General features: G+C 66.9%; 27 protein-coding genes and 3 pseudogenes. 16 read left to right on the top strand and 14 right to left on the bottom strand.

Features of this window, described 5'->3' with window-relative positions:
• The 3 genes and pseudogenes from ACFPOU_RS23580 to ACFPOU_RS23570 all read right to left on the bottom strand — a co-directional run.
• A pseudogene (locus ACFPOU_RS23580) lies at window positions 1-488 on the bottom strand (hypothetical protein); the annotation flags it as partial.
• Between the two features lie 108 nt (window positions 489-596).
• Window positions 597-886, bottom strand: a pseudogene (locus ACFPOU_RS23575) (IS1595 family transposase); the annotation flags it as partial.
• Window positions 887-971: 85 nt separating this feature from the next.
• Entirely contained in the window at window positions 972-2306 is a 1335-nt protein-coding gene (locus tag ACFPOU_RS23570) for a S8 family serine peptidase (RefSeq protein ID WP_379727509.1), read from the bottom strand.
• Window positions 2307-2410: 104 nt separating this feature from the next.
• Between ACFPOU_RS23570 and ACFPOU_RS23565 the strand changes: the two genes are divergently transcribed.
• The 5 genes from ACFPOU_RS23565 to ACFPOU_RS23545 all read left to right on the top strand — a co-directional run bounded on the left by ACFPOU_RS23565 (window position 2411) and on the right by ACFPOU_RS23545 (window position 5383).
• Window positions 2411-2896 (top strand): RNA polymerase sigma factor, encoded by a 486-nt coding sequence (locus tag ACFPOU_RS23565; RefSeq protein ID WP_379727506.1) that lies wholly within the window; start codon window positions 2411-2413, stop codon window positions 2894-2896.
• A complete protein-coding gene (locus ACFPOU_RS23560) occupies window positions 2893-3639 on the top strand; it encodes an anti-sigma factor (RefSeq protein ID WP_379727503.1) in 747 nt (248 codons plus the stop codon). Before ACFPOU_RS23565 ends, ACFPOU_RS23560 begins: the two co-directional genes overlap by 4 nt.
• 153 nt (window positions 3640-3792) lie before the next feature.
• Complete coding sequence (locus ACFPOU_RS23555) at window positions 3793-4179, top strand: cupin domain-containing protein (protein ID WP_379727500.1); 387 nt, start codon at window positions 3793-3795, stop codon at window positions 4177-4179.
• Between the two features lie 141 nt (window positions 4180-4320).
• Window positions 4321-4698, top strand: a complete 378-nt coding sequence (locus ACFPOU_RS23550; RefSeq protein WP_379727497.1) for a hypothetical protein — start codon at window positions 4321-4323, stop codon at window positions 4696-4698.
• Between the two features lie 145 nt (window positions 4699-4843).
• Window positions 4844-5383: a M23 family metallopeptidase gene (locus ACFPOU_RS23545; RefSeq protein ID WP_379727494.1), complete on the top strand. Its 540-nt coding sequence runs from the start codon at window positions 4844-4846 to the stop codon at window positions 5381-5383.
• A 64-nt stretch (window positions 5384-5447) separates the two neighbouring features.
• Here the strand turns inward: ACFPOU_RS23545 and ACFPOU_RS23540 are convergent, their stop codons facing one another.
• The 3 genes from ACFPOU_RS23540 to ACFPOU_RS23530 all read right to left on the bottom strand — a co-directional run bounded on the left by ACFPOU_RS23540 (window position 5448) and on the right by ACFPOU_RS23530 (window position 7351).
• Entirely contained in the window at window positions 5448-5615 is a 168-nt protein-coding gene (locus tag ACFPOU_RS23540; protein WP_379727491.1) for an EAL domain-containing protein, read from the bottom strand.
• 118 nt (window positions 5616-5733) lie between these two features.
• Window positions 5734-6000, bottom strand: coding sequence for a PAS domain-containing protein (locus tag ACFPOU_RS23535; RefSeq protein WP_379727488.1), 267 nt, complete (start codon window positions 5998-6000; stop codon window positions 5734-5736).
• A 223-nt stretch (window positions 6001-6223) separates the two neighbouring features.
• Entirely contained in the window at window positions 6224-7351 is a 1128-nt protein-coding gene (locus ACFPOU_RS23530; RefSeq protein WP_379727485.1) for a branched-chain amino acid ABC transporter substrate-binding protein, read from the bottom strand.
• A 258-nt stretch (window positions 7352-7609) separates the two neighbouring features.
• Here ACFPOU_RS23530 and ACFPOU_RS23525 point away from each other — a divergent pair, with 258 nt between their 5' ends.
• From ACFPOU_RS23525 to ACFPOU_RS23510, 4 genes are all read left to right on the top strand, one after another.
• Entirely contained in the window at window positions 7610-7960 is a 351-nt protein-coding gene (locus ACFPOU_RS23525; RefSeq protein WP_379727482.1) for a hypothetical protein, read from the top strand.
• 387 nt (window positions 7961-8347) lie between these two features.
• On the top strand, window positions 8348-10033 hold the full coding sequence (leuA, locus tag ACFPOU_RS23520; RefSeq protein WP_379727479.1) for a 2-isopropylmalate synthase: 1686 nt from the start codon (window positions 8348-8350) through the stop codon (window positions 10031-10033).
• Between the two features lie 86 nt (window positions 10034-10119).
• Window positions 10120-10560 carry a hypothetical protein gene (locus ACFPOU_RS23515; RefSeq protein WP_379727477.1) on the top strand — a complete coding sequence of 147 codons (441 nt, stop codon included), beginning with the start codon at window positions 10120-10122 and terminating at the stop codon, window positions 10558-10560.
• Window positions 10561-10574: 14 nt separating this feature from the next.
• Window positions 10575-10952, top strand: a complete 378-nt coding sequence (locus tag ACFPOU_RS23510; protein WP_379727474.1) for a c-type cytochrome — start codon at window positions 10575-10577, stop codon at window positions 10950-10952.
• Between the two features lie 30 nt (window positions 10953-10982).
• Here ACFPOU_RS23510 and ACFPOU_RS23505 read toward each other — a convergent pair whose 3' ends face one another.
• Entirely contained in the window at window positions 10983-11804 is an 822-nt protein-coding gene (locus tag ACFPOU_RS23505; protein ID WP_379727471.1) for a DODA-type extradiol aromatic ring-opening family dioxygenase, read from the bottom strand.
• A 381-nt stretch (window positions 11805-12185) separates the two neighbouring features.
• Here ACFPOU_RS23505 and ACFPOU_RS23500 point away from each other — a divergent pair, with 381 nt between their 5' ends.
• Entirely contained in the window at window positions 12186-12479 is a 294-nt protein-coding gene (locus tag ACFPOU_RS23500) for a hypothetical protein (protein WP_379727468.1), read from the top strand.
• 103 nt (window positions 12480-12582) lie between these two features.
• On the opposite strand, the gene ACFPOU_RS23495 is transcribed toward ACFPOU_RS23500, so the two are convergent.
• Window positions 12583-14148, bottom strand: coding sequence for a S8 family serine peptidase (locus ACFPOU_RS23495; protein ID WP_379727465.1), 1566 nt, complete (start codon window positions 14146-14148; stop codon window positions 12583-12585).
• Between the two features lie 209 nt (window positions 14149-14357).
• The gene (locus ACFPOU_RS23490) at window positions 14358-14834 is read right to left on the bottom strand and encodes an acyl-CoA thioesterase (RefSeq protein ID WP_379727462.1); all 477 of its coding nucleotides are present in this window, start codon (window positions 14832-14834) and stop codon (window positions 14358-14360) included.
• 132 nt (window positions 14835-14966) lie between these two features.
• Here ACFPOU_RS23490 and tnpA point away from each other — a divergent pair.
• Together tnpA and ACFPOU_RS23485 are read left to right on the top strand one after the other, a co-directional pair.
• Window positions 14967-15107 (top strand): annotated as a pseudogene (gene tnpA, locus ACFPOU_RS23835) (IS66 family insertion sequence element accessory protein TnpA); the annotation flags it as partial.
• The gene (locus ACFPOU_RS23485; RefSeq protein WP_417568527.1) at window positions 15040-15261 is read left to right on the top strand and encodes a transposase domain-containing protein; all 222 of its coding nucleotides are present in this window, start codon (window positions 15040-15042) and stop codon (window positions 15259-15261) included. The pseudogene tnpA and the gene ACFPOU_RS23485, both read left to right, overlap by 68 nt.
• 362 nt (window positions 15262-15623) lie before the next feature.
• On the opposite strand, the gene ACFPOU_RS23865 is transcribed toward ACFPOU_RS23485, so the two are convergent.
• Window positions 15624-15899 (bottom strand): hypothetical protein, encoded by a 276-nt coding sequence (locus tag ACFPOU_RS23865; RefSeq protein WP_465263298.1) that lies wholly within the window; start codon window positions 15897-15899, stop codon window positions 15624-15626.
• A 127-nt stretch (window positions 15900-16026) separates the two neighbouring features.
• Here ACFPOU_RS23865 and ACFPOU_RS23475 point away from each other — a divergent pair, with 127 nt between their 5' ends.
• The 3 genes from ACFPOU_RS23475 (at window position 16027) to ACFPOU_RS23465 (ending at window position 19730) form a co-directional block, all read left to right on the top strand.
• On the top strand, window positions 16027-16539 hold the full coding sequence (locus ACFPOU_RS23475; RefSeq protein ID WP_379727453.1) for a hypothetical protein: 513 nt from the start codon (window positions 16027-16029) through the stop codon (window positions 16537-16539).
• A gap of 68 nt (window positions 16540-16607) precedes the next feature.
• Window positions 16608-19103, top strand: coding sequence for a dockerin type I domain-containing protein (locus ACFPOU_RS23470; protein ID WP_379727451.1), 2496 nt, complete (start codon window positions 16608-16610; stop codon window positions 19101-19103).
• Between the two features lie 15 nt (window positions 19104-19118).
• Entirely contained in the window at window positions 19119-19730 is a 612-nt protein-coding gene (locus ACFPOU_RS23465; RefSeq protein WP_379727448.1) for a cohesin domain-containing protein, read from the top strand.
• Here the strand turns inward: ACFPOU_RS23465 and ACFPOU_RS23460 are convergent.
• Both ACFPOU_RS23460 and ACFPOU_RS23455 read right to left on the bottom strand, forming a co-directional pair.
• The gene (locus ACFPOU_RS23460) at window positions 19711-19923 is read right to left on the bottom strand and encodes a hypothetical protein (protein ID WP_379727446.1); all 213 of its coding nucleotides are present in this window, start codon (window positions 19921-19923) and stop codon (window positions 19711-19713) included. The two genes, ACFPOU_RS23465 and ACFPOU_RS23460, sit on opposite strands and share 20 nt — an antisense overlap.
• A 39-nt stretch (window positions 19924-19962) precedes the next feature.
• Window positions 19963-20085: a hypothetical protein gene (locus ACFPOU_RS23455; RefSeq protein ID WP_379727443.1), complete on the bottom strand. Its 123-nt coding sequence runs from the start codon at window positions 20083-20085 to the stop codon at window positions 19963-19965.
• Between the two features lie 362 nt (window positions 20086-20447).
• Here ACFPOU_RS23455 and ACFPOU_RS23450 point away from each other — a divergent pair, with 362 nt between their 5' ends.
• Window positions 20448-21545 (top strand): branched-chain amino acid aminotransferase, encoded by a 1098-nt coding sequence (locus tag ACFPOU_RS23450; RefSeq protein WP_379727440.1) that lies wholly within the window; start codon window positions 20448-20450, stop codon window positions 21543-21545.
• A 73-nt stretch (window positions 21546-21618) separates the two neighbouring features.
• On the opposite strand, the gene ACFPOU_RS23445 is transcribed toward ACFPOU_RS23450, so the two are convergent.
• Together ACFPOU_RS23445 and ACFPOU_RS23440 are read right to left on the bottom strand one after the other, a co-directional pair.
• Complete coding sequence (locus tag ACFPOU_RS23445) at window positions 21619-23583, bottom strand: TRAP transporter large permease (protein WP_379727437.1); 1965 nt, start codon at window positions 23581-23583, stop codon at window positions 21619-21621.
• A complete protein-coding gene (locus ACFPOU_RS23440; RefSeq protein WP_379727434.1) occupies window positions 23580-24164 on the bottom strand; it encodes a TRAP transporter small permease subunit in 585 nt (194 codons plus the stop codon). Before ACFPOU_RS23440 ends, ACFPOU_RS23445 begins: the two co-directional genes overlap by 4 nt.
• Window positions 24165-24234: the final 70 nt, after the last annotated feature.

Genomic DNA, 24234 nt, shown 5'->3' with positions numbered 1-24234 from the left:
GCCGCGCCGGCGCCGCGCGCGCCGCCCAGGCCGGAGCGCAGGCCGCCGGCGATGCCGCCGCCGGCTTGCGTGGCCTGGGCCGCTTGCGCGCTGTCCGAGGCGCGGTCCATGGTGGCATCGCCGCTGCCGCGTGCCGCGCCGCGCAAGGCGCCGCCCGCCTCGCCGGCGGCGCTGGCGGCCGCGATCCCGGCGCCGCGGGCGCCGGCCAGGCCCGAGCTCAAGCCGCCAGCCATGCCGCCGCGCGCTTCGGCCGAGCCCGAGGCGCGGCCGCCGACGCTGCGCTCGACCCGCTGCATATCGGGCATGCCGCGGCTGCCCATCTGGCCCATGCCGCTCATGCCGCCGCCGATGCTGCCGGCGCCGCCGATCATGCCGCCCACGGAGCCGCCCAGGCCGCCTCCCCCGCCGAGCAGCTGTGCCTGCGCCGACGCGGCGGCGGACAGGGCGAGGACGATGGCGATCTGGCGAGCGATGGTGTTGATTTTCATGATGGTTTCTCCTGAGTGAAGCGCGCAAAGAGGCGCCGTTATCAGGAAAACGAACGGACTCGGCCGTTTAATCCATCCATCCGAAAATATTTCTGAAAATTTTGGCGCTGTCACCGTTACGTGTGGACGAGTCCCATTGCCGCTCGCAGGAAGCGCTCCGGTGACGCAATGCGCTCGCCATCGAGCGCCCAGCGCCAGCCCAGGTAATTCGGCAAGTAGCGTGAGGCAACACCATGCGAGCTTGCCAGCCACTGCCTGAATCGGCGCTGATAGGCATTCACGTTTTGCACATGGACGGCGCCGCGCACCCGCTCGCCCAGGCGCAGGCTCACGTACCGGTGCGAGATGCCCGCTTCGCGCGCAAAGCTCCGGTACGCCCGATGCCCATCCGTTACCAGACTCCGCTCGATGGTCGATGGCAGTTCGACCTCGCTAGAGCCCAGCAGTTCCATTTCTACACGTAGCGGTGACAGCGCCAAATTTTTATCGAAAGCGTGACGGTTCGATCCGCAGCGCCGCGCCGACCACGCCGTGGCCCGTCGGATTGCCGACCCCTTTGCCGACCGCATCGCCCACCGCGTCGGACCCGCGCACCGCCTGCGCGGCCAGCGCCGCCAGCGCCTGCGCCGCGGCGGCGCGCTCCGGTTGCGGCAAGGCCTTCGACAGCAGGGCCGCCACGATCGGCGCGGCGAACGAGGTGCCGCGCACCTGGCGGAAGGGCGGCGTACCCGGCGCGGCGCTGACCATCTGGCTGCCCGGCGCGGCGAACATCACCTGCGGACCGCGTCCCGCCTCCGGCAGCGGACGGCCCTGGCGGTCGACGCCGGTCACGCCGACCACGCCCGGGTAACTGGCCGGATACAGGGGCGGCGCGGCCGGTCCGTCGTTGCCGACCGCCGCCACCAGCAGGTGGCCGCGTTCGAGCATGGCGGCGACGACCCGTTCCAGCGTCGCGTTCGGCGGCCCGACCAGGCTGATATTGACCACGCCGACGCGCGAACGCGCCATCCAGCCCAGGGCCGCGGCGATCTTGTCGGCCGAGCCGCCGGTCGGACTGTCGCAATAGATGTCGGCTGCATACAGGCGGGTGCCGGGCGCGGCGCCCCGGAAGCGCTCGCCCTGCCCGACCATCAGCGCGGCGACCGCCGTGCCGTGCGGCGCGGGCATGCGCTTGCCGCCGCAGCCGAACGTGTCGATGGCGGCGTCCTCGAACACCGGATGCGCCAGGTCGACGCCGCTGTCGACCAGGCCGACTGCGCCGGCGCCAGGACCGGCCGCGCGGCCGCCATCGGTGCCGGCGGCGGCGCCCGCCAGCGGCAGCGCGGCGCTGCCCGTGTACAGATGGTTGAAATCGTAGGAGCCGGCCGGGTCGAGCGCGCGCAGGCGCGCCAGCGCTTCCTGCGTGCCGATCTGCGGCGGCACGCGCAGCACGACCAGGACCTCGCCGAATTCCTCGAAGCGCTCTTCGCGCACGATTTCGATGCCGAGCTCGCGCGCCGCGCGCAGGCCGGCCGCGCTGGGGGTATTGGCGAGCAGCTCGCGCCGCACCACCGGTTCGCCGCGCGGGTCCGCTTCCAGCACGGCGCGGTGGCGTTGCAGGAGCGACTCGACGGCGTTCAGGCGCAGGGCGCGCTGGTCGCCCGGCACCGCGCGGTCGATCAGGCGCTCTGCCGGACGCACCACGTTGTCGAATCCGGGCGCGCCGATCGTTTGCGGCAGGTTCAGCGCGGGCAGGCGCAGTTGGGCCTGGGCGCTGCCGCCCAGGCATGACAGCAGGGCCAGGACCAGGCCGATGGAGGTGGTTGGAGGCGGTTTCATGCTCGCGATCATAAAGGATGTGGACGTCGTAAAAGAAAAACGTTTGGCGGATGGAATAAAATCCCTGCGCTGAACGTTTAATCCATGTGAACCCGACCGCCCCCATGCTCGCCACTGAACTTGCCGCCCTGCTGCCCCGGATGCGCCGCTTCGCGCGCTCCATTACCTTCCACCGCGAAGATGCCGACGACCTGGTCCAGGTCGCGATGGAACGCGCGCTCGGGCGCAGCGAGCAATATACCGACGGTACCCGGCTCGACAGCTGGCTGTTTCGCATCATCCGCAACGCCTGGATCGATGAAGTGCGCAGCCGGGTGCGGCGCGACGCGGTCTTCGCGCCCGAGGAGGAAGGCGAGCACGTCGGCCACGACGGCGCCCGCGACCACCAGCAGCGCATCGCCGTGCAGCAGGCGATGCGCAAGTTGTCCGAGGAGCACCGCATGGTGGTCGGCCTGGTGCTGGTCGACGGCTTGCCCTACAAGGAAGCAGCTGCCGTGCTCGATATCCCGGTGGGTACCCTCACCAGCCGCCTGGCCCGTGCCCGCGAGGCCTTGCAAACACTCTTGTCCGACGAAGGAAGCGCGCCATGAACTATTCCGACGAAATCCTGATGGCCTATGCCGACGGCGAACTCGACGAACCGCTGCGCGGCGAAGTCGAGCGTGCCGTGCGGGCCGATGCGGCACTGGCGGCCGCCGTCGAGCGCCACCGCGCCCTGCGCCGCGATGTGTACGCCGCCTTTGCCGGCATCGCCGACGAGCCGGTGCCGGCGCGCCTGCAGCCGCAAGGCGCGAAAGTGCTGTCCTTCGACGCGGCGCGCAACGCCAAGCTGCGCGCCCAGGCCCCGCAGCCGGCGCCGGCCCCGTCTCTGCCGCGCGCCTGGCCACAATGGGGAGCGCTGGCAGCGACCCTGGTGGTCGGCGTACTTGCCGGCAGTTTGTGGTTTAGCGGCAGCGATGCGGGCGGATTCGTGACCGCCGACGCCGGCGGGCGGCTGGTCGCGCGCGGCCAGCTGGCCGGCGCCCTGTCGCGCCAGCTGGCGAGCGATCCGGCCCCGGACAGCCCGGTGCGCATCGGCGTCAGCTTCGCCAGCCGCGACGGCGGATATTGCCGCAGCTTCCATGTCGGCGCCAATGCCGGCCTGGCCTGCCGCGACGGCGACCACTGGCGCATTGCGGTACTCAAGGAAGCCCCGGCCGCCGCCGGCGCCTACCGCCAGGCCGCGAGCAGCACGCCCGGCGCAGTGCTGGAAGCCATCGACGAACGCATCGCCGGCACCGCCTTCGATGCCGCGGCCGAGCGTGCGGCGCGCGAGCGCGGGTGGAAGCGCTAAGTGTTCGACCGGAAATAAATGTGAATTTTGGCAAACAGATCCGGATGCGGCGCAAGGCGGCGAGTGCGCCGCCGGCGCCGTTGCCGCACAGGCTATACAATAAAACGGCATGGCGCCGCATCCGGTCGGCGCCTGCTTTCTAATGGAGAAATGATGTCCGGCTACAGTATTAATATCGAAGAAAAAACTCTTGCGGGCAATAACTTCCGCGAAGTCCTGTACACCACGCAGCGCAGCCAGCTCGTCATCATGACCTTGCAGCCCGGCGAGGAAATCGGCATGGAACACCACGACGGCCATGACCAGTTCATCCGCGTCGAACAGGGCGAAGGCAAGGCCATTCTCGACGGCGAAGAACACGCCCTGGCCGACGGCGTCGCCGTGGTGATCCCGGCCGGCACCGAGCACAATGTCCTCAACACCTCGCAGACCGAACCGCTGCGCCTGTACACCTTGTACACCCCGCCCGAGCACCCGGACGGCATCGTGCACGCGACCAAGGCCGAAGCGGACGAGTACGAAAAGCAGCACGGGCATTGAGGAAGCGGCAACACTGCCAGCCGGCGGTGTTGTTGACACCGCGTCCGACACCTCCTACAAGTCTCTCTCCCATGCGCCTATTGTCCACGTCGGGCCGAGGGTTAGCATGGGGGAATCGATCACCGACAGCAGGAGGCAGCAATGGGCGAGAACAAGGGCAAGGGCACGAAAGGCCGCTACTACGACGAACTGACGGGCGTGGGCACCAGCAGTGCCGGCATTACCGGCACGACAGGCAACCTGAATACCGGCACCCGCGACGGCGGAATCGGCATGCCGTCGAGCGACGACAGCGGCTATCGGGCCGGCAACCGCCAATCGGCCGATACGGACGACACCGACACCACGCCGGCGCTCGGCCGCGGCACGCGCGCCAGGCGCGGCCAGACATCCCGGGACGGCCAGGCCGGCCAGGGCAGCCGCGGCGGCACCGACCGGCAAGGCGGGCAAGGCGGCGCGAGCAAGCAGGCCGAGCTTGGCCATAGCCTGGACCAGGACGTGATGGGCAAGGAGCAATAGGTTCTAGGGACCTCCCCCAATCCGCGGCGCGCCGGCGGCGCGCATCGACCGGCGAACGCCCCGCTCCCCGCCCGGCGTTCGCGTCGGCGCGTCCGGCGCACCCGCATTACAATCAACCTGGACCGTGTTACCCCCCGGAGACCCGATGCGAATCCTGCTGCGCGGCGCCGTGCTCGCGCTCCTGCTGCTGGGCGCCTATGCCCTGTTCGGCCCGTACATCGACAACATGCTGTATGCGATGCGCCTGGCTTCGCTGCCCGCACCGAGCGCGCTGCCGGTGCCGGTGCGCGGGGTCGAAGCACGCGGCCTGCGCGACACCTGGCACGGCGCCCGCGGCGAGGGCCGCAAGCACGAAGGGATCGACATCTTCGCCAAGCGCGGCACCGCGGTGACCGCCGCCACCGAAGGGATCGTGCTGCGCGTGTCGACCAACCGGCTCGGCGGCCAGGTGGTGTGGGTCCTCGGACCGGGCGGCCAGCGCCATTATTATGCGCACCTGGACCGCTATGCCGACATCGAGAACGGCCAGCGCGTGCGGCCGGGAACGGTGCTCGGTTATGTCGGTACCAGCGGCAACGCCGCCGGCACGCCGCCGCATCTGCACTACGGCATCTACGAGGCGGGCGGTGCGATCAATCCCTATCCCTTGCTGCGACCCCAGCGCAAGGCCGGCGCCGGCGCATGAATGGCAGCGCACGAGATCGCGGCGTCCGCGCCCCGTATTCCGGCAGGCGCCGCGGCGCGCCCCCTCAGCGCCCGGTTTGCAGGAATTGCGTCGCGGCCCGCGCCGACATCGGCCGGCTGAACAGGACACCCTGGAACAGGTCGCAGTCGCAGGCCGCCAGCGCGCGCTGCTGCTCGGGCGTCTCCACGCCCTCGGCCACCACGTGCATGTCGAGCTTGTGTGCGAGCGCCATCCTACGCCGCCGCCCCGCAGGCGGTGCAGGATGGCGATCGCCGGGCCGGGGTCGGACATCATCATCGATTCGGTCAACTCCATCTCCAGGCAGCCGGCCTCGATGCGGTGCTCGCGCATCAGGGCAAACACAGGTAGCGCCCTTGCTGGTCCTTCAGGTAGATGGCGCCGTCGACATTGGCCAGGATCGAATCGAGCAGCTCGTTGCGGCGGACGACTTCCTCGACCGCGCGCCGCGCTTCGGTGATGTCGGTCGAGATGCCGCACAGGCCGACCACGCGCCGCTGCTCGTCGAACAACGGCAGCTTCACGGTGCGGAACATGCGGCAGTCGCCGTTGAGCAGGCAGACCGGTTCGTCGTTATCGACTTTCTCCGCGCCCGCCATGCGGCCCGTCCTCCCTGAAGGTTGCGGCATGGTGGGAACGCGATCGGGGCATGCCGGCCTTATGCGAACCGCATGCGCTGGCACCAGTGTAGCGCCATTGCGGGAAATTCCGGCACATCCATGGCGGCCTGCGGCGGGAATGCCCGCACCCGGCGCCCGAGCGCGGCAGCGGACCTTTGACCTTCATGCCCGACGAGAAGTTCTGGCAGGCGGCGGCGCATGTCTACTTCGTGACCGCCAGGACCGTGCGCTTGCCGCCCTTGAAGGTAAACAGCGTGATGCTGCCGTCGCGGATGTCGCCGCGCGCGTCGAAGGCGATCGGCCCGGTCACGCCCCGGTAGGCGGTCCTGGCCAGGGCCGGCAGGTACCTGGCCGGCGCGGTCGACCCGGCCTTCACCATGGCGTCGGCCATCGTCATCACCGCATCGTAGGCATACGGCGCGTTGATCTGGACGTCGATACCGAAACGCTTCCTGTAGTCGGCCCGGAACTTGTCCAGCCCCGCGCGGCCGGCCGCGTCGACCCCACCGGCTTCGGCGCAGAAGACCTGGCCGTCGGCCATCGCGCCGCCGGCGAGCTTGTGGATCTCGTCCGAGCAGATACCGTCGCCGCCCATCATCCTGGCCTCGAAACCGAGCTGCTTCATCTGGCGCAGCATCGGGCCGGCCACCGCGCTCATGCCGCCGAAGAAGACCAGATCGGGCTTTTGCGCGCGGATCCTGGTGAGGATGGCGTTGAAATCGGTCGCCTTGTCGTGCGTGTATTCGCGCGCCACCACCTGCGCGCCCTGCTGCTTGAGGCTCTTGGCGAACTCCGCCGCCAGGCCCTGGCCGTAGGCGGTGCGGTCGTCGATCACGGCCACCCGCATCGCCTTCATGTCCTTGACCGCATGGCGGCCCAGCGCCTGGCCCAGCTGGATGTCGTTGGCAACCACGCGAAAGGCCGTATTGAACCCCTGCTGCGTGTATTTGGGACTCGTGCTCGAGGGCGAAATCTGCGCAATGCCGGCCTGGTGATAGATCTTCGAGGCCGGAATGGTGGTGCCCGAGGTCTCGTGGCCGACCACGCCGTTCACGCGCGCGTCGACCAGCTTCTGGGCCACGCCGGTGGCCTGCTTCGGGTCGCCCCCATCGTCCTCGGCCATGAGTTCGAAGCGGACCTTCTTGCCGGCGACGACCACGCCGCGTGCATTGAGCGCTTCGATCGCCATGCGCGCGCCGTTCTCGGTGTCCTTGCCAAAATAGGCGACCGGCCCGGTCACGGCGGCCGCGTGGCCGATCCTGACGATTTCCTGGGCCGGCGCGGCGCCGGCCGCCGCCAGCGCGGCAAGGGCGACTACGGTTTTCTTCATGCATTCCTCTCGATGACGGTGACGCGGCCATGCGGGGCGGCGCCGAAAGGATTCATCATAGCAAGGATGAGGCAAGGATGAGATCGGCGCGTGCGCGGCGGGCCGCGCCCGTCGGCGGCGCCAGCCCGAACCTGGGGCGCTGCCGCGAAGACGCGCGCCGTGCCCGGCCCGGCTTGCGGCATACTGGCCGAACCGCGCGCCGCGCTCGTACGGCCGGCGGCCGACGTTGCAGTCGGGAGGCAGACGGAGGGAGCCCGCATGACCAGCGAACACGGGGACGGACAAGGCACGCGGCTGCGTTTTCGCACCCTGCTCTACCGCTTCATCTTTTTCGACTGGCTGTTCCAGGACGCCGGCGGCGCGCGCACGCCGGTCGAACGCCATGCGGCCACCCAGCACAACCGGCGCATGAGCAAATACCTGCCGGTCTACCTGCGCCGCTGGTGCTTCCTCACCGTCCTCGGTTTCGCGCTCGGCTGCCTGGTCGAACGCGCCCTGCAGGCCACCCTGCTTTCGGCATGGTTCTTCACCTGGACCTGCATCACCGCCACCGGCATGGTGGTCATCGCCGTGGCCTGGATCTTCCTGACCCAGCCGCAGCCACCCTGACGGCTTGTCTATACTGCATTGCACCAATTTACGCTTGACACCCCTGCCGCTTCGCGCTTAGAGTCGAGTCAATGAACTCCCACTTGCATCTGTCGACTGCCCTGCCCCACGCCAGCGTCCTAGCGCTGGCGCTACTACTACGCGCCTGATCCAACCGCGTTCCGGCCCCGCCGGTTGTCTAAAGTAGTCACAGGAATTCGCACCGATGTTCGTTTCTTCCGCCTCCAGCATCTTCGTCACCCACGCCGCCACGGCGCTTGCCCGTCCGCGCCTGCTGCTAATGCTACCGATCGGTTGCCGGGCCTAGCGTCTCGTGGCCCGTCCGGCAGCCCCTCGCCACGCCAAGCGCCGATTGCGGCACCCCAGACCCCTAGCAGGAGCATGACCATGTTGACCAATCCATCTTCGAAATACCGCCCTTTCCCCGCCGTCGAGATCGCCGACCGCCAGTGGCCCGGCAAGACCATCACCGCGCCGCCGATCTGGATGAGCACCGACCTGCGCGACGGTAACCAGGCATTGATCGAGCCGATGAGCCCCGAGAAGAAGCTGCGCTTCTTCGAGATGCTGGTCAAGATCGGCATCAAGGAAATCGAAGTCGGCTTTCCCTCGGCTTCGCAGACCGACTTCGATTTCGTGCGCATGCTGGTCGAGGAAAACCGCATTCCCGACGACGTCACCATCATCGTCCTGACCCAGGCGCGCGAGGAACTCATTCGCCGCACCGTGGAATCGGCGGCCGGCGCCAAGCGCGCCATCGTCCACATCTACAACTCGGTGGCACCGGTCTTCCGCCGCGTCGTCTTCGGCATGACCCAGGACGAGATCATCAAGATCGCGGTCGACGGCACGCGCCTGATCAAGGAACTCGCCGCGGGGCATCCGCAGACGCAGTGGGGCCTGGAATATTCGCCGGAATCGTTCTCGACGACCGAGCTCGATTTTTCCAAGCGCATCGTCGATGCGGTGAGCGCCGAATGGCAGCCGACGCCGGACAAGCCGATGATCGTCAACCTGCCCTCGACGGTGGAAGCGGCCACGCCGAACGTGTATGCCGACCAGATCGAATGGATGTGCCGCAACCTCGATCGCCGCGAGTCGCTCGTCATCAGCGTCCACCCCCACAACGACCGCGGCACGGCGGTCGCGGCGGCCGAACTGGCGGTGCTGGCCGGCGCCGACCGCGTCGAGGGCTGTCTGTTCGGCAATGGCGAGCGCACCGGCAACGTCGACCTGGTGACCCTGGCCCTGAACCTCTACACCCAGGGCGTGCACCCGGGCCTCGATTTTTCGGACATCGACAGCGTGCGCCAGCTGGTCGAAGAGTGCAATGCGCTGCCGGTCCACCCGCGCCACCCGTATGCGGGCGACCTGGTCTTCACGGCCTTCTCCGGCTCGCACCAGGACGCGATCAAGAAAGGCTTCGCGCGCCAGCAGGCCGACGCCATCTGGGAAGTGCCGTATCTCCCGATCGACCCGGCCGACCTGGGCCGCAGCTACGACGCCGTGATCCGCGTGAACAGCCAGTCCGGCAAAGGCGGCATGGCCTACCTGCTCGAACAGGAATTCGGCCTGCAACTGCCGCGCCGCCTGCAGATCGAATTCTCGCGCGTGGTGCAGCGGCTGGCCGACAGCAGCGGGCGCGAAATCGCGGCCGCCGACATCCACGCCCTGTTCTCGCGCGAATACCTGGAACAGGATACGCCCTTGCGCTACGCATCGCACCGGATGACGGAAGACACCGGCTCGGGCGCGCCGGTACAGGTGGAGGTGTCGGCCTTCGAGAACGGCGTGCCGCGTACCCTGGGCGGCGCCGGCAACGGCCCGATCGACGCGTTCGTCAACGCGCTCGGCATCGATATCCGCCTGATGGATTACCACGAACACGCGATCGGCTCGGGCGCGAATGCGCGCGCGGCCTGCTACGTCGAACTGCGCGTGGGGGACGGACCGACCCTGTTCGGCGCGGCCATCGACAGCAATATCGTGACGGCTTCGTTCAAGGCGGTGCTGTCGGCGGTGAACCGGGATGCCGCGGCCCGGGCGGGGGACGTGCCGGCCATGGCCGCCTGATACGCTGGCCGCCGGCCGGGTGCGCCCGCCGCTATAATCATGGAAGCCGCGCTCCCCTGGTGCGGCACGATTTGCGCTGGAAGCCCATGAAGATAACCTTGTCGCTGTCCCTGCTGGTGTCGAGCGCCGCGCTCGCCGACGACGGCGCCGTCATCGCGTGTCGCACCCTGGCCGATACGGCCAGCCGCCTCGCGTGCTACGACGCGATGCCGCTGGCCGGCGCAGCGGCACGCCCCGCCCTTGCCGTCCCGCCCGAGCAGAACTTCGGCCTCCAGGCCGCCGGGCAGAAGAAAAAGGAAGCCCAGCCCGACACGATCCGGAGCACCGCGCTTGGCGAACTTTCCGGCTGGTCGCCGGGCGCGCGCATCGCGCTCGCCAACGGCCAGGTCTGGCGCGTCGTCGACGGCGAAGCCGCGCTGCCGCGTATGAGCAGTCCGAAGGTCGAAGTCGCGCGCGGCCTCCTGGGCAGCTTTTTCCTGCAGGTCCCCGGCCACACGAGCGCTGCGCGCGTGGTGCGGGTACAGTAGGCGCAGGGCAAGCCATGCAGCGGCTCGCCCTCACCCTGCTCGCGCTGGCGCCGCTCGGGGCCGGCGCCGCCGATCTCGCCAGCGGCCAGCGCCTGTTCGCCTCGCGCTGCGCCTCCTGCCATGCCGTGGGACCGTCCGCGCGCGCCGGCTTCGGGCCGCAGCTCAACGCCGTCCATGGAAGGCGCGCGGGCGGCACGCCGGACTTCCGCTATTCGCCGGCAATGCGCGCATCGGGCATCGTCTGGAACGACAAGACGCTTGCGGCCTTCATCGAATCTCCCGACAGCCTCGTGCCCGGCACCAAGATGCGCTTCTGGGGCATGAGCAATCCGAGGCAGGTCGCCGACCTGCTGGCCTACCTGCGCGGCATCGGGCCGGCCGCGCCGCGCTGATCGGCAGCCGCACGGAAGGCCGTTTCGACATCACGCCCGCGCCTGGCGGGCGCCGCCGAATTCGTAGGACGCCATCGGCACCTTCATCACATGGTCGACGAAAAGCGCGCGGCCGGTGTCTTCGCCCGCCGCGCCGGCCACCACCAGCAGCGGTACCAGATGGTCTTCGCGCGGATGCGCCTGGCGCGCGCCGGGGCCGCGCTCCCAGTCGAGCAGCATGGCGTCGCGCACGCGCGGATCGGGCTGGCTGATGGCCCCGTCCAGCCACGCCTCGAAGGCCGCGGCGACCGGCGTCGACTCGTCGCGTCCGAAGCCGCGCATGTTGTGGTAAGTCAGTCCGCTGCCGACGATCAGCACGCCCTCGTCGCGCAGCGGCGCCAGTGCCCGGCCCACGCGCAGGTGCTCGGCCGGATCGTAGTTCGACTTCATCGACAGCATCACGACCGGCACCTCGGCCTGCGGATACATCAGGTGCAGGGGCACGAACACGCCGTGGTCGTAGCCGCGTTGCGCGTCTTCCCTGGTGGCGATCGCGGCGCCGGACAGCAGTTCGCGCACCCGCGCGGCCAGCGCCGGCGCGCCCGGGGCCGGATAGCGGATATGGTAGGTGTGTTCGGGAAAGCCGTGGTAATCGTATTCCATCGGCGGCTGCACGGCGGTGGACACCGTGAACGCGTCCGCTTCCCAATGGCCGGAAACGACCAGGATCGCTGTCGGCCTGGCCGGCAAGCGCTGCGGCAAGGCGGCGAACTCGCGCGCCGTCGTGGCGTACATGTCCTGCATCTGCGCGATCCACGGCCAGGGGCCGCCGCCATGGGACAGGAAATACACGGGGAATCGGGACGAATGCATGCTGCCTCCTGGAGCGCTAAATCGATGGGCCGATGCGATTGCATCGGCCATGCCCTTACTGTAAGGGCGGGCGCCGTTTTGCACTAGATGGCCAGGTTGGGAAACATCGTGCCGTCAGCGGGACAATCCATCGGCGCGGCATGCCAAGTCGGTGCATGCCCGTTGCGAGAGAGACGAGTGCTCGCACCGCGCGTTTTCGGCGTTGTGAACGCAGCGTGGACGGCCAAGTGCAGTCGTACAGCTTCGATTGCGGGGAGCAAGACGCCTCGGCCATCGCTTCCGATACCGGCCGCGTGCGTCAGCCGCCTCGAATGGGATGTATGATCGGCGCACGGCCTGCCAGGCTCGAGCTGGTTCGATCGATTATTTAAGGAGACTGCCATGCGCGCCTCGATATTGACGGCAGCGAGCCTTGTTTGCTTGCTGGGATGCAGTACCCCTCAACAGAAAGCCATGCAGCAGCAAGCTGAGATGGAGCGCATGATCGCGCTCTACGGGCCGGCATGCACACGGCTGGGTTATGCGATGAACTCCGATCCTTGGCGCGATTGTGTTCTTCAGTCGGCAAGCAGGGACGGCGGATACCGTGGCGGCGTATCGACGTCCATTTTCGGCGGCTGGGGCAGCGGCGGGCGCGGCTCCGGCGTGGGCATCGGCATCGGGATCGGACGCTGATACGGGCAACGGCGCACGGAGAAAAAGGACACCTGAGTGTCCTTCTTCGCTACCGCTGCCGACCGGCTGCTGCGCCAGGCAGCGCAGCGGCCGGTCACCAGGTTTACTTGCCGCAGCCCAGGGACTTGATGCGGTCGTAGGCCGCTTTCGCCTGCACCAGGCCGTAGCCGTACCGGGTGTCGCGTCCCAGCGGGCCCAGGTCCTGGGCGCTGGCGTTGAGCGAGGCACGCAGCTCGGCGGCGGTGCATCGCGGGAAGTGGCTCCACACCAGCGCGGCCACGGCCGACACGTGCGGGGTCGCCATCGAGGTGCCGTCGTAGTAGGCATAGCTGGCCGCCTTCACGGCGACGGTCGCGCTCTGGCCCAGCTGGGTCTTCATCGCCGCGCCGTCGGCCTGGCTGGCGGTCAGCGAGGGGATCGCCGTGACGGTCGTGCCGAGCGTGCCGCCGAAGCCCCCTGCCACGTTGTTGTAGACGATCGCGCCGACGCCGCCGCTCTTCTCGCAGTTCGACACCTTGGTCGCGAAGTCGATGCTGCCGCGCGCGATCAGGCACACCTTGCCCGATACGGCGCCGTCGACGGCGTCGCCGAGGCCGAAATCGGCCAGGGGCGCGGTCGCCGTCTTCACCGGCGAGCCTTCCATCGCGCCGGCCGCGTAGTCGGTGCCGCCGACGCTCAAGGCCGCCTCGACGCCCTGGCCCATCGGGATGGTCGAGAGTACGCCCACGCCCGGCGCCGACAGTTCCACCTTGTTGTTGTACTGCGAGAAGCTGGCCCACTGCCTGTTCTCGTCGAGCGCACCGATCGACATCACGCTATGGTAGTTGGCCGGATAGGACACGGCGCGATTGCCATCGTTGCCTGCCGCCGCGACGTTCAGCACACCCTGGGTGTACAGCTTGTCGAAGGCGACCTGCTCGGTCTGGCTGCGGCGGTCGCCGCCGAGCGACATCGAGATCACGTTGGCGCCGGCCGCGCCGCATTTGTTGGCGGCCGAGGCCAGGCTCGAGGAATAGGCCCAGCCGTCCTTGCCGAACACCTTCACGATGTGCAGCCTGAGCTGGCCATTGGCGTTCACGCCGACGACGCCGGTGCCGCTGTTGTTGACGGCGGCGACGGTGCCTGCCACGTGGGTGCCGTGGTGGTTCTCGTCGGTGTACCACCAGCCGGTGCCGGCATCGTATTCGCCGGTGACCCGGTTGGCGGCGAGGTCTTCGTGCTTCCGGTCGTAGCCGGAGTCGATGATGCAGACCATGCGGTTCGACGCGAACGCGTCCGACACCTGGTCGGCCTGCACCAGCTTGATGCCGTAGGGAACCAGCTGGCCCGCAGCATAAGGCGTGCCGGTCGACGGCGTGGTCAGCGCGAAGGGGCGGCGCACCACGTCTTCCTCGATGTACTGGACATTCGGGTTGTTTTCGAGTCCCTTCAGGGCGACGGCGGGCACGTCGATGGCCATCGCGTTCATGCCGAAGATCTCGAGCTTGACGGCGCCCCTGGCGGCGCTCACGGCCGATTTCACCTGGGCGGCGGTGCCGGGCTTGAAGGCGACGATGACGCGGACCGTGTCCGGCGGCGCGGCGTGCGCGCCGCTGAAGACGCCGGCGGCGGCCAGGGCGGCGAGGCAGGTGGCGAGGGGCCGGGAAACGCGGTTGTGCTTGCTTGCCATGAGTCTCTTTCTCCGTTGAAATACCTTAGATGAAGCCCGCTGTGGGTGGGCGCGGGCTCGTGCTCTGCGGTCGCATGGGATGCATGGGACCGCTCCAGTGTATTGCCAAAACTCGGCCGCGGGCAAGCTACCCGGCAGTCATGTCGACGAAAACAGACTCGACAGGAGAAGCTTATCGTCGGCGTTTCGCAAGGACGGCGCCGGCCGGCTCACCGCTTCTTCCCATGCAAGGCCTGGCGCGAACGCTTGCGCTCCTCGGCCTTCTCGAAGCGGCGCTTCTGCTCCTCGGTCTCGGGAAGCAGCGCCGGCACGGCTTGCGGCTTGCGGTTGGCGTCGACCGCCACCATCGTGAAATAGCAGCTGTTGGCATGGCGCTGGGTGCGTAGCTGGATGTTTTCGGTCACCACCCGGATGCCGATCTCCATCGAACTCGACCCCGTGTAGTTGACCGAGGCGAGGAAGGTCACCAGTTCGCCCACATGGATCGGCTGCAGGAACATGACCTGGTCGACCGAGAGGGTGACGACATACGCGCCGGAGTAGCGGCTGGCGCAGGCGTAAGCCACGCTGTCGAGGAATTTGAGGATGGTGCCGCCGTGGACGTTGCCGGAAAAATTGGCCATGTCGGGCGTCATCAGGACCGTCATCGTCAATTCGTGGACGGGTCTTCCGTGGTGGTCGTTCATATCGTTCTCGCTTGCCAAGGTCATGCGCATGCAATGCGCCGGAAGGGCCATTGTACGTAAGCGTGCAGCCCACCCACCGATAATGTAGTGCCGACGGTGGGCAGACTCGATGTCTTCCATTTCGAGGATCCCATGCCCCGTCACCGAATTCCCTCATCAACCTGGCGCGAGCGCGTGGCGCACTGGCGGAGCACTGGCCTGTCCGTTGAAGCATATTGCCGAGATCACGATATCGCCGTGGAGCGCCTCAAGTACTGGGCCCGCCGCGTCGAGCGCGCAGCAAGCAGCCCCCAGCTGCTGCCGGTGCGCCAAACTGACCGGGCTGGATCCGGCCCGCTGGCTTGCCGACACCCTCGACAGGCTGCCGACCTGCCCGAACAGCAAGATCGATTCGTTGCTGCCATTTGCGGACTCTACGCAAGGTTGACTGCGCGGCGAAGATGGGGCGGCTGGACGCTTACCTAGCGTCAAGGGGAATGTGCATCGGGTCAGCGGTCACAACGTGGATCGTGATTCATGGGATAGCGGCTCTTCGCCTGGCCCGAATGAGGCGTTATTGCGGTATGCGCGCTCCCACGCTGGCGCCACCGCTCGACAGGTAGTGCCGAATGCTGAGTGCCCAGTGTGCGAGCAGCCGGTCTTTTTCTACCAGAATGCACACGGCAGCCGCGTCTTCCTCGACGAACTTGGGCCGCCGTGGCCAGAACATCCCTGTACGGTTGTCAGAGCGAATGATCTTAAATCTGCGGAGCAGGTCGCGCCTACCTATGAGGATCTGCGCACACAAATTCAGTATGATTTCTTCCAATTATGGGCGGGCGCTGACGCAGATAGCACATTTCGCAGCAAGTACAGGAGGGAGCGCTGGCGCGCAACCTCCATCTGGAGGCGATCGCCGAGGGCGTGGAGACGCTGGAGCAGCTGGACTTCCTGCGTACGCGCTGCTGTGAGATGTACCAGGGCTTCTTGTTCGGCAAACCGATACCCCTCCGGGAATTCGAAGCGCAGCTTCAGTTGCAGGTTCCGGAAGCAAGCGCCTGAATTGTCCGGCTGCTGCGGCGCCATGCTGTCGGCTTTCCTTACATTTTTCTAAGCGCCGCACGCAGTTATCGCGCAAGTTCTTGATTTTGCTCAGAAAAGACATCGGGCATTGATATTGCTAACTCGATTAGACCGCGAACCGAAGCCAATCATGCGATATATCAGCTTACAGCGAACGAGACTGGCCCTTGCGGGCAGTGTTCTGCTTGGCCTGGCGGCAGCGCTGCCTGCCCCCCCGGCATACGCCGGCGATCAAGCGGTTCCCCGCGAAATCCAGACGCCCGAATCATGCGAGGCGGCGATGGCGAGCCTCTCCGCAGACGCAGCCGAGCTGCGCGCCCTGCGCAAGCTCTTTAAAAAACATCTCCATTTGCGCGGCACCGCGCACAATCCGTTTCCGCACTGGGACGCCGACTACAGCGACATGCAAACCGTCTTTGCTGCGCTGGTCCCATCCAACATTCCCGCCATCGTGTACCTGCTGCGCGAGGGCGGCATGAATGGCGGCATGCGCTCGATTGGCGCGGGCGTGCTCCGCATGTTCGGCACGCAGTCTTTGCCGTGCATCGAGGCCGCGCTTCGCAAGCGAGGCATCAAGGGCTACGCCGACCTGAGCGGCGCGCGCATAGGCATCGAGTCCGATGCGACACCCCCACTTAGATAACACTGCACCACGCAACACCCCTGTCATCAGCACGCTTACTCGAACCTAACTTTTGAAGGGAAGGCATTATGAATGCATCGAGATTGCCGCGGCTGGCGCAAGCCATTCTGTGTGTTTTCTGCCTGCAAAATGCGAACGCGTTTGTACCGTCCACCGCACTCGGCTCGGTGACGCCGGGAGAGTCGCATTCTGCCATTACCAAGACTGCGCTTGCCCAGGTGTACAAGGACCTGTCCTTGACCACGGTGTCATCGACGATGAACGACGCCAGCGAACAGATCCGTGATGGCAACGCCGAGGTCGACGAGATTTTCTCCAAGGACTCGGCCTATCATTGCGATGGCGAGAACATCTCCGCGTGTAGCACGAACATTGTCAAGCACGTTAACCAGGCGGTGGCCGACCTTGGCGCGAACAACCTGGACGCGGCGCGGAAAAACGTCGGTATGGCCTTGCACACTTTGCAGGATTTCTATAGCCACTCCAACTGGATCGAACTGGACAATACCGGCGTCCACCCACAGGTGGGCTTCAGCAGCGTGGTGGGAGGCCAGGCTGGTATCGCTGAACCGACCTGCGCCGCGGTATCGGCCATCAACGGGTGTGCGCGCGACAACCTGATTACCCGTTCGCTGACCAGCGGCTACTTCGCGGGGCAAAATCGCAACCTGCTACCGGGGAAGTGCCGCCACGGCGGCGGCTTTGACGGCTCGCCCGGCTGGGGAGGCATTAACAAGGATATGTCGTCTTGCCTGCTGACCGGCGACGGCGCGTTCGACTCGCCGCACAGCGACAGCCACCCGCAGGCGGCTGCACTGGCCGCCCAGGCATCGGTGAAGTTGTTCCGCGACCTACGCACGCGGGTGGGCGAGCGCCAGTACAAGGCCTTGCTGGGAATCGGTGCACCGTTTGCCTTTGCCATCGACACCACCGGCAGCATGGGCACCGCGATCACGGGCGTGCGCACGGCGGTCGGCCAGATCATCGATTCGCGCCTCAACACGCCCGAGCAGGCCACGCAGTACGTGCTGGCGCCGTTCAGCGACCCTACTGTCCCCGAGCCGTTCGTCACCGAGAGCGAGGCCAGTTTCAAGACGGCCCTGGCCGGGCTGTTCCCGAGCGGCGGCGGCGATTGCCCGGAACTTGCCATGGAGGGCCTGTACAAGGCAGTTGCCCGCGCATCGCACGGCGCGCGGGTTTATTTGTTCACCGATGCCAGCGCGAAGGATTCCGCCAAGCGCGGCTCCGTGCTGAGCCTAGCATATGAGAAGAAATCGCGCGTCTTCTTCTCGCTGTTCGGCAGTTGCTCACCGTACGACCCCGCCTACTTTGCGGTGGCCAAGAGCACCGGGGGGCAAGTGTTTGTGATTCCTCAGACCGAGGCCGGCCGCGTCGCCCAACTGGCCGATGTGCTGTCGCGCAGTGATTCGGTCGATATCCTGTCCGTATCGGACGTACTGAGCGGGGGACAAAAGACGTTCACCTTCCCGGTCGACAACCGGATGACCCGGTTGAACATTTCGGTTGCCAAGGTGAATAACGCCGGTGCCATCACTGTGCTGCGGCCGGACGGCAGCGTCGTCCAGCCAGGAAGCCCCGGTGTCGAACAGATCCCGCTCAGCAATGCACTGGTGCTATCGATCAACGCGCCACAAGTGGGGGAGTGGAAGGTCAACATCAGCGGGCTGGATGAATTTTCCATCATCATCAATGGCCGCAGCGCGCTGGCATTCGACAGTTTCCGCTTTGTTACCAGCGCGGGCCGCCCAGGACATCTAGGCGCCAAGGCCTACTCGGGTTGGCCAGCGCCAGGCGCCACGCTGCATGCGCTCGCAAGCATGACGGGGACGACGCAGAACCTGGCATTCCAGTTCCGTACGCCCGCAGGCACTGTATTGCGCAATTTCACGTTGTCGGCCAACGACACGGCCCAACCCGGCGTCCAAACCGGGACGGTGCAGGTGCCTAACGAGCCGTTCAATGTCTATGCCGTGGGCGAACTCGCTGGCCGCGTCAAGTTCCAGCGCGTGATTGCATCGACCGTCGTGCCGCAGCTGGTCTCGGTTGTCGCGCCGATTGCGGTGGGCTTGCCGCGCGGCCAGCTGACCAATTACCTGTTCAAGGTGCGCAATGACGGAGCAGCGGGGACCTTTAACTTTGTCGCCCGGGACGATAGGCTCTACATTACCTCGGTCACGCCTGCCAGCGCCACCCTGGCGAGCGGTGCAAGCGTGCTGGTCCGGGTGCAGCTAACCCCGCCTTCTACCGCCCCGGTTGGCACGGTCGAGACCCTCACCTTTACAGCGGAGCATGCGCTGCAGCCTGACCTGCGCAATTTCGCGGTCCTGACGAGCCAGGTGATCGGCGCGGCCATTGTCGGCGACCTGAATCGCGATGGCGTCGTCAATTGCGATGACCTCGGCCTGGTCAAGGCGTCGTTTGGCATGCGAGCAGGAAATCCTTCGTTCAATCCGGTCGTTGACCTGGACAACAACGGCATTGTCGACGCGCGCGACCTCGCCCTTGTAGCCAGCAAGGTCCCTGCCGGCACCGTGTGCAAATAACCTGAAAGGAATGTCATGAAACACTTCTTCTCTGCAGCGTTATTCGCGCTGCTGGCTTTGTGCGGCGCTTCGTCAGCGCTGGCAGTTCCGACCCTCAGCTATGCAGGCCCGGCGTCGGTAACCGCAGGCGAGCAATTCGAACTAGGCATCCTGGTCGACGATATCAGCGACCTTTACGCTTATAACCTGAGTGTGCGTTATGCGCCCGGGGCCATGCGTTTCGTATCCCAGCAGGAAGGTGGGTTCCTGCAAGGAGCGGGCACGACCTTCTTCATCGAGGGTGCCGTCGACGAAGCCGGCGGCATCGTTTCCTTCACCGGGGCGTCCCTGATCGGGGCAGTGCCAGGCGCGGACGGCGGCGGCGTCCTGTTTACGCTGACCTTCGCGGCGCTGGCCGTGGCGGACCAGACGCTGGTGGCGTTTTCGCTGGAAGACGCATTATTCCTCAATGCGTCGCTCGAGGAAATCGGCATGACGATGGCGCCAAATTTTAGCGTTCGGATCGTCAACCCTGATACCGGCGAGGTGCCCGAGCCGGCAGTGCCGGTCCTGCTTCTTGCCGGCGCCGTGGCGCTGGCCGTTGGCCGCCGACGGCCGGGGTGGCGTGCTACTTGCCGCGCCGTTTGAAGTCGCCCACGCGGAAGCCGAGGGCGAACAATACGGCAAAGTAGGCCGCCGCCCTGGCGCCGACGATGCATACCAATGTCAGCGCGCGCAGCCAGGGGGTGGCCTGCATGGCCGCCCAGTTGAACTGGCCGGCGCTGTACCAGCTGAGCGCGCCCATGACCGACACGGCGATCGCCAGCTTGAGGAGGAACACAATCCAGCCCGCCTGCGGGACGTAGATGCCGCGGCAGAGTCAAGCCGGCGTAGAGTCCGCAAATGGCAACAGCTGGGCTTGCTGCTGCTCGACCAATGTACGCACCTTCGCCAGCATGGCGGGATCGATATCGGTGCGGGCAAGCCCGTCGAGCAGGTTCATGTCCAAGCAGCGTAACGAGCCAAGCCAACGTTTACAAGCAAAACAGTATCCGTCACCCCTACAGCCGCCATTGCGAAGGCTTTTGGGCCGACAGGCGCTGCCGGTCCGCACTTGTCGCAAAACGCGGGCCAGGGCCGCAATCTTGCGGCCCCGCTCAGCATGCCGGAAAAAAGGCGCCCTGCGCTCGCTGGCAGCTGAGCGCCGAGCGATGCAAGCACGTTTTCTCCCCAAAAACGTGCCGGCACGCCCCGTTTTCACCCGTCCGGTCGAATTTCCGGCAGCTAAAATGCCGTGATTGATCGATAATACCGCCTGACGACGCACTACCGCACTGTCGCGCATTGTAGATTCCCGGAGACTGTATGAACAAAGTTGGTCCATCGACCCTGTCGATCCAGAAAAGCCCCATGCCCCTTCCCACCGCCGACCGTACGGCACTGCTCGATAATCCCGGCTTCGGCCGTGCGTTCAGCGACCACATGGTCACGATCCGCTATACCGAGGGCCGCGGCTGGCACGACGGCAAGGTCGAAGCGCGCGGCATGCTCTCGCTCGACCCGTCGACCATGGTGCTGCACTATGCGCAGGAAATCTTCGAAGGCTTGAAGGCCTATCCGCAGCCGGACGGCGGAGCCGCCCTGTTCCGCCCGGACGCCAACGCGCGCCGCTTCAGGAATTCCGCGGTCCGCCTGGCCATGGCGCCGCTGCCGGAGGAACTGTTCCTGGAAGGCGTGCATGCCATCGTCAGCGAAGACCGCGACTGGATTCCGAAAGGCGAAGGCTCGGCCCTGTACCTGCGTCCATTCATGATCGCCACCGAAGCGGCGCTGGGCGTGCGTCCGGCCAATGAATACCTGTTCTGCATCTTCGCTTCGCCGGTCGGCAACTACTTCAAGGGCGGCGCCGCCGGCATCACCCTGTGGGTCTCCGAGCACTACATCCGGGCCGCGCCCGGCGGAACCGGCGACGCCAAGTGCGGCGGCAACTATGCCGCCAGCCTGGCCGCGCAGGCCGAAGCCACGCGCGAAGGCTGCGACCAGGTCGTGTTCCTGGACGCGGTCGAAAAGCGCTGGGTCGAGGAACTCGGCGGCATGAACATCTTCTTCGTGTTCGAGGACGGCACGATCCAGACCCCGCCGCTGACCGGCACCATCTTGCCGGGCATCACCCGCGACTCGCTGATCGTGCTGGCGCGCGACATGGGCCTGACGGTGCGCGAAGAGCCGTATTCGATCCAGCAGTGGAAAGAAGACGCCGCCAGCGGCCGCCTGAGCGAAGCCTTCGCCTGCGGCACCGCCGCGGTGGTGACGCCGATCGGCAAGGTCAAGGGCAAGGGCTTCGAAGCGCGGATCGGCAGCGGCGAAGCGGGACCGGTCACGACGCGCCTGAAGACCGCGCTGCTCGATATCCAGAACGGCCGCGCCGAAGACCGGCACGGCTGGATCCACCGCGTGTTCTGATTGCCCGCCCGGAAATCGGTGTGCATGCCGGCAGCCGGCGACACGGGGTTTTCCGGGCGCGGCCGATCGCCCCTTACTTGTAGAGCACCCCCGGCAGCCATAGCCCGATCGCCGGGAAGGTGTACAACAGCACGATGCCCAGCACCTGCAGCCCCATGAAGGGCAGCATGCCCATGAAGATCTGGTTCAGCGTGACGTGCGGCGGCGCCACGCCCTTCAGGTAGAAGGCCGACATCGCCACCGGCGGCGACAGGAAGGCCGTCTGCAGGTTCATCGCCACCAGCAGCCCGAAAAACAGCGGATCGATGTTGAAATGGGCCAGCAAGGGCACGAAGATCGGCATGAAGATGACGATGATCTCGGTCCACTCCAGCGGCCAGCCGAGCAGGAAGATCACCACCTGCGCCAGCAGCATGAACTGCACCGGGGTGAGGTCCATCCCGAGCACCCAGTCGTTGATGATTTCCTGCCCGCCCAGGAGCGCGAAGGCGGCCGAGAAGATGCTCGAGCCGACGAACAGCCAGCACACCATGGCCGTCGTCTTCGCCGTCAGGTGGGCCGAATCGCGCAGCAGGTTGAAGTTGAAGCGGCGATAGGCGATCGCCAGCAGCAGGCCGCCGAAGGCGCCCATGGCCGCCGCCTCGGTCGGCGTCGCCAGGCCGAACACGATGCTGCCCAGGACGGACAGGATCAGGATCGCCAGCGGGAACAAGGACCCGAGCAGCATCTTGAAGATCTCCAGGCGCGCGAAGCTGAAGAAGGCATAGAAGACCAGCAGCGCGGCGGCGCCCACGCCGAGCACCGTCCAGTAGGTGCTCGAGGCCGTCCTGGCGACGGCTTCCCTGGCCGGGATGTCCGCCGCGGCCTCGATCGCCTGCGGGCCGGCCGGCGCCGCCGGTGCGGCCTGCCCCGGCGGCACGGCCGTCGCGCCCTCGACCGGCGGCTCGGCCAGGCCCCCCTCGACCGGCGGCTCGGCCAGCCCCGCGTCGGCGGGCGGCTCCTGCAAGCCGCCGGCGTCGCCGCTGCCGGAGGATGCCGCGACATCGCCCTGCGCACCCATTTCGACCAGTTCCGTGGGCGCCGCTTCCGGCGCCGTGAGCACGCGGTAGCTCACGCCCATGACGGCGGCGAACGCGAGCGCCGGCAGCAGGGCCACGAACAGGTTCGACGCCAGCGTGCGCCCGGGCACGTGCGCGCCGCGCTCGCCCTTGAGCGCGCGCACCAGGCCCGGCACCGCGTTGCGATGGTAGGCGTCGGGGATGGACTGCGTGAACGCCGGCAGCGCCACGACCCGCTCGGCGGCCGGCAAGGGCGGCGCCAGTTTCGGCCTGAACTTGGCGATGACGAGCACATAGCCGACATACAAGGCGGCGAGCATGATCCCCGGAAACAGCGCGCCCGCATACAGCTTGACCACCGACACGCCGGCGGTCGCACCGTACACGATCAGGAGCACCGAGGGCGGAATCAGGATGCCGAGACAGCCGCCGGCCGTGATGCAGCCGGCCGAGAGCTGGGTGCTGTAGCCCGCCTTGAGCATGGCCGGCAGCGCCAGCAGGCCCATGAGGGTGACGACGGCGCCGACGATGCCGGTGGCGGTGGCGAAGATGGCGCAGGTGATGATGGTCGCCACGGCCAGCGATCCGGGCACGCGCGCCATCGCGAGGTGCAGGCTCTTGAACAGGCGCTCGATCAGGTTGGCGCGCTCGACCAGGTAGCCCATGAAGACGAACAGCGGAATCGAGATCAGGACGTCGTTCGCCATGACCGAATAGGCGCGCTGCACCATCAGGTCGAGCGTGAGCTGGGTGGCCTGGTTCGGGTCGCTGCTGCGGAAGGCGAACCAGGCGAACATCATGCCCATGCCCATCAGGGTGAAGGCGGTCGGAAAGCCGAGCATGATGGCGACCACCACCAGCGCCAGCATCAACAGGCCGAGGTGGCCGTTGGTCATGTCGGCCGGAGCCGGCATCAGGGCGAACAGCGCGACGACGATGGCGATCAGGATCGACAGGCCGAACCAGATTTCCTTTCTCATGTCGCCTCCCGCTCGTCCGCGTGCACCATGGCCTTGAGCTGGTCGACGTCGACTTCCTCGACGTCCGCTTCGCGCGCCGGCCACGCGCCGAGGCGCAGGCAGAGCACGCAGCGCACGATCTCGACCAGGCCCTGCAGCAGGAGCAGGATGCCGGCAAAGGGAATCACCATCTTGAACGGGTACAGCGGCGGGCCGTTGGCGGTCAGCGTGGAATGCTCGCGGATGGCGAAGGATTCGGCGGCATAGGTATAGCCGGCCCAGGCCAGCGCGACGACGCCCGGGATGAAGAAGACGATGTAGAGCAGCAGGTCGAGCCCGGCCTGCAGGCGCGGCGGAAAGAAGCTGTAGAGCACGTCCCCGCGCACGTGGCCGTTCTTGGCCAGGGTATAGGCGCCGGCCATCATGAAGGCGGCGCCGTACATCATGATCATCAGGTCGAAGGCCCAGGGGTTGGGCGCATTCAGGGCGTAGCGCGCGAACACTTCCCAGGTGATGAGGAAGGTGAGCACCACGATCAGCCAGGAAAAGGCCTGGCCGACCCAGCTGCTGACCCGGTCGACGAAAAACAAGACGTTCTGCATGGCGCTGCTCCCGGTCGTCGTTGCGAGCCCAAGCGAGCCCAAACGCCACCCCGCGCGCGGCGGGATGGCG

It is taken from the genome of Massilia jejuensis (assembly GCF_042656795.1).
Taxonomy (GTDB): domain Bacteria; phylum Pseudomonadota; class Gammaproteobacteria; order Burkholderiales; family Burkholderiaceae_D; genus Telluria; species Telluria jejuensis.
Note: the sequence above shows the minus strand (reverse complement) of the source record. Positions and strands in the feature narration are given on the sequence as shown.